A 3,538-nucleotide genomic window follows, 5' to 3' on the forward strand; every position below is an offset into this window, starting at 1 on the left:
CGCGCTTGAGTTCGCGGTTGGGGCCGATGCGGGGGGAACCGATCACGGTCGCGGTGAAGGGTGGGGGAGTCACGATGTCGTCCTATCGTTCGACGGGATACTCACCGCCGGCGGACGCGCAGCCCAGGCCGCTTCGGAGTGCGCACCTCCGGCACACCAAGCTCAACGGCCACGGCCAGACGCCCATTCCACGGGGCGATGAGCCACCAGGCGCGGCGCGCCCGGCACAGCCGGCAGGTCTTCGGACTCGCAGGCGCGCACCCGTGGTGCTTGTCGGTGCTCCTACTGGCCGTCGCTTCCCAGTCGTTGGTGACCAGTGCGTGTGACGGCGGTCGTTCCTGCATACCGCTGCGGGACAGTCCCGGACTCTCACCGGGTTCCCTCTCGCGCGGCATGTATAACGTGCGTGCCCCGCTCGATGCCGACGCCACGGTGTGCGACGACGGCAGACCAGCTGCACAGCGCAGCCTACTCCGTTGCGCCCTGGCCTTCCCGTGGCGCCGAGCGTGACGCCACAGTGACGGTGGCCAGCCGAAGGTGACCGTAGCGTCACGTTGGCGACGGCTCAGCCCGCCAGTGCCTCGGCGATCGGCGTGTCGCCGTTGTTGAAGTCGATGGTTCGGCCGATCGTCGAGTCGTCAGCCAGGGCGGCGGCCACGACGGCGGCGACGTCGGCCCGGGACACCTCCTGGCCGGCGCCGACCGCGATCCGCCCGGTGGCCGGTTCGAGGGTCAGCCGGCCCGGCCCCAGCACCGTCCAGTCCAGCCCGCTGGCCCGCAGGTGGGCGTCGGCGGCCGCCTTGGCCTCGGCGTAGGCGAAAAACGGCTGATCCTGCGGCACAACGTGATCCGGGCCCGCACCGAAATACGACACCATCACGAAACGCCGCAGGCCCGCCTGCGCGGCGGCATCGATCGTGCGAATCGCGGCGTCACGGTCGACGGCGTAGGTCCGTGCAGGGTCGCCCCCACCCGCCCCGGCGGCGAAGACGACCGCGTCGTGCCCGGCCAGCAGATCGGCCAGCCCATCGGTGTCGAGCCGCTCGATGTCGGCGACGATCGCTCGGGCGCCGGTGGCCGCGACGTCCTGCCGGTGGTCCGGGTTGCGAAACACCGAGCTCACCTTGTCGCCGCGTCCGGTGAGGATGGGGGCCAGTTGCAGCGCGACCTTGCCGTGGCCGCCGATGACGATGATGCGTGCCATGCCACCCGAGCGTAGCGGGGGGTGGTCCTGCTGGTGGCGACGCGCTTCGCGCGGCTACGCCGCTCGCTCCACTAGAGCTTCACCCGGCCCATGATGAGATCGATGATGGGCTTGCCGGGCGGGAACGCGTTGGTCAGCGATGCCATCGTGTGTCCGTAGTCCACCAGCAGCGTGATGCCGTTGATACCGAAGGCGGCGGCGCTGTTGAGGAACGCCATCACGTCACCCATCTGCTCCGGGGTGTGGACCTTCGAACCGGTCTCGTCGCGGTAGTCCTGCGCGAATGTCAGCCACAGGTCGGAGTTGGCTTGGGCCAGCGGGGTGTCGGTGGGGCCCGGGCAGATCGCGTTGATCCGGATGCCCTTCTTCAACAGGGGGTAACCCTGGGTCGCCACGTAGGCGTTGACGACCTTCTTGGAAAAGCCGTAGTGAATGATGCCTTCGGACTCGCGCGCCTTGACCCAGTCCTGTGCCGTGACGAAGTCCGGCGTGGCGAGGAACTCCGTCAGCAGCTCCAGGTCGTTCTCCCAGCCCATGCCGGCGACCGAGGAGATGAAACAGATCGCCGAGCCCGAGGGAAGCTGGTTCTTCTCCAGCAGGCGGTCGATGAGATACCGGTGGCCGAGGAAGTTGATCGCCATCAGGTCGGTGGTCCCCTCGGCGATTCCAGCCGCGGAGAACACGGCGTGGACGGGGCCGCCCAACTGTGCGAGCGCGGCGTCGATCGAGGCCGGGTCGCGCAGGTCGACCTGGATGGACTTGGCGACGTCATAGTTCACCGGCGCGTAGTCCATGACGATGACTTCGGCGCCGAGTTCGCCGGCCGACTTGGCCGCCGCGGCACCCATGCCAGTCGCGCCGCCGACGACGAGCGCCCGCTTTCCGTCGTACCGCAAGCGATCGACAATGGTCATGGAAATTCCCTTCTCGTCAACTGCTAACCGGGTTCTAATCGCCCAACTGTATGAGTAACGGTTTTTCGGTTCAATACCCCAAGCCCCCGACAGTCACCCGTGCAGAGGTGGGGACTTGCCAATCGGCTAGTTTCCGGTAAGGCTCTCCGTAGCCCCTCAACGACTCAGCAGAGAGTGACAGATATGACCGAGGCTGTAAAGGTCCGCTTCGAACCCAAGATGATGATCGACGGCACCCTCGTCGAGGGCCGGGCCGGCACCTTCGCCAACATCAACCCGGCAACCGAGCAGATCCTCGGCGAGGTTGCCGACGCGTCGAAAGAGGACATGCACCGCGCCATCGACGCCGCCCGGCGTGCCTTCGACGAGACCGACTGGTCGACCAACCGCGAACTGCGCAAGCGCTGCCTGCTGCAGTTGCACGAGGCGATCGAATCGGAGCGCGAAGAGCTGCGCGAGGAGCTCATTCTCGAAGTCGGCTCCCCGCGGGCGATCACGTTCGGCCCGCAGCTGGATGCCCCACTGGAAGACGGGCTGAAATACCCCGCCAGGCTGATCGACGAGTACGCGTGGGAGACCGACCTCGGGGACAAGGTGATCAGCCTGACCGGCGCCCTGACCACACGCAAGGTCTGGCGCGAACCAGTGGGCGTGGTCGGTGCGATCGTGCCGTGGAACTTCCCGTTCGAGGTCACGCTGAACAAGCTGGGCCAGGCGCTGGGTGCCGGCAACACCGTGGTGCTCAAGCCGGCGCCCAACACCCCGTTCAACGCGACCCGGCTCGGCCGGTTGATCGCTGAGAAGACCGACATCCCAGCGGGAGTCGTCAACGTCGTGACCGCGTCGGATCACTTTGTCGGCGAGGAGCTCACGCTCTCACCCAAGGTCGATCTGATCTCGTTCACCGGCTCGACGGCGGTGGGCCGGCGAATCATGGAAAAAGGTGCGGCGACCATGAAGCGGCTGTTCCTGGAACTCGGCGGCAAGTCGGCCACCATCGTCTTGGAGGACGCGGATTTCGGCATGGCGTGCGCGATCGGCATCGCGCCGTGCATGCACGCCGGGCAGGGCTGCGCCAACCCGACCCGAATGCTGTTGCCGCGGTCCCGCTACGACGAGGGCGTGGAGATCCTCAAGAGCATCTACGAGAACGTCACGTGCGGTGACCCGCAGGACCCGGGAACGCTGTGCGGCCCGGTGATCTCGCAGACGCAGCGCGAACGCGTGATGGGCTACATCCGCAAAGGCGTCGAGGAGGGCGCGACGGCACTGGTCGGCGGCCCGGATGCGCCGACTGGGTTTGACAAGGGATTCTTCGTCCGCCCAACGCTTTTCGTCGACGTGGACAACTCCATGACGATCGCCCAGGAGGAGATCTTCGGCCCTGTGCTCTCGGTCATCCCCTTCGACGACGAGGAGG

Annotated in this window: 3 protein-coding genes and 1 riboswitch; of the genes, 1 reads left to right on the forward strand and 2 read right to left on the reverse strand. The window is 67.0% G+C overall.

Annotation, left to right across the window (positions count from 1 at the left end):
* Positions 1-232 precede the first annotated feature (232 nt).
* Positions 233-411, reverse strand: a riboswitch (cobalamin riboswitch).
* Between the two features lie 154 nt (positions 412-565).
* Positions 566-1,204 (reverse strand): NAD(P)H-binding protein, encoded by a 639-nt coding sequence (locus AC2VOK_RS13720; RefSeq protein WP_428900971.1) that lies wholly within the window; start codon positions 1,202-1,204, stop codon positions 566-568.
* Between the two features lie 71 nt (positions 1,205-1,275).
* Complete coding sequence (locus tag AC2VOK_RS13725) at positions 1,276-2,118, reverse strand: SDR family oxidoreductase (protein ID WP_428900972.1); 843 nt, start codon at positions 2,116-2,118, stop codon at positions 1,276-1,278.
* Between the two features lie 183 nt (positions 2,119-2,301).
* On the opposite strand from AC2VOK_RS13725, the gene AC2VOK_RS13730 reads away from it, so the two are divergent.
* A partial coding sequence (locus tag AC2VOK_RS13730) for an aldehyde dehydrogenase family protein (protein ID WP_428900973.1) occupies positions 2,302-3,538 on the forward strand: 1,237 nt, incomplete at its 3' end.

The organism is Mycobacterium sp. TH-M116, from assembly GCF_057473685.1.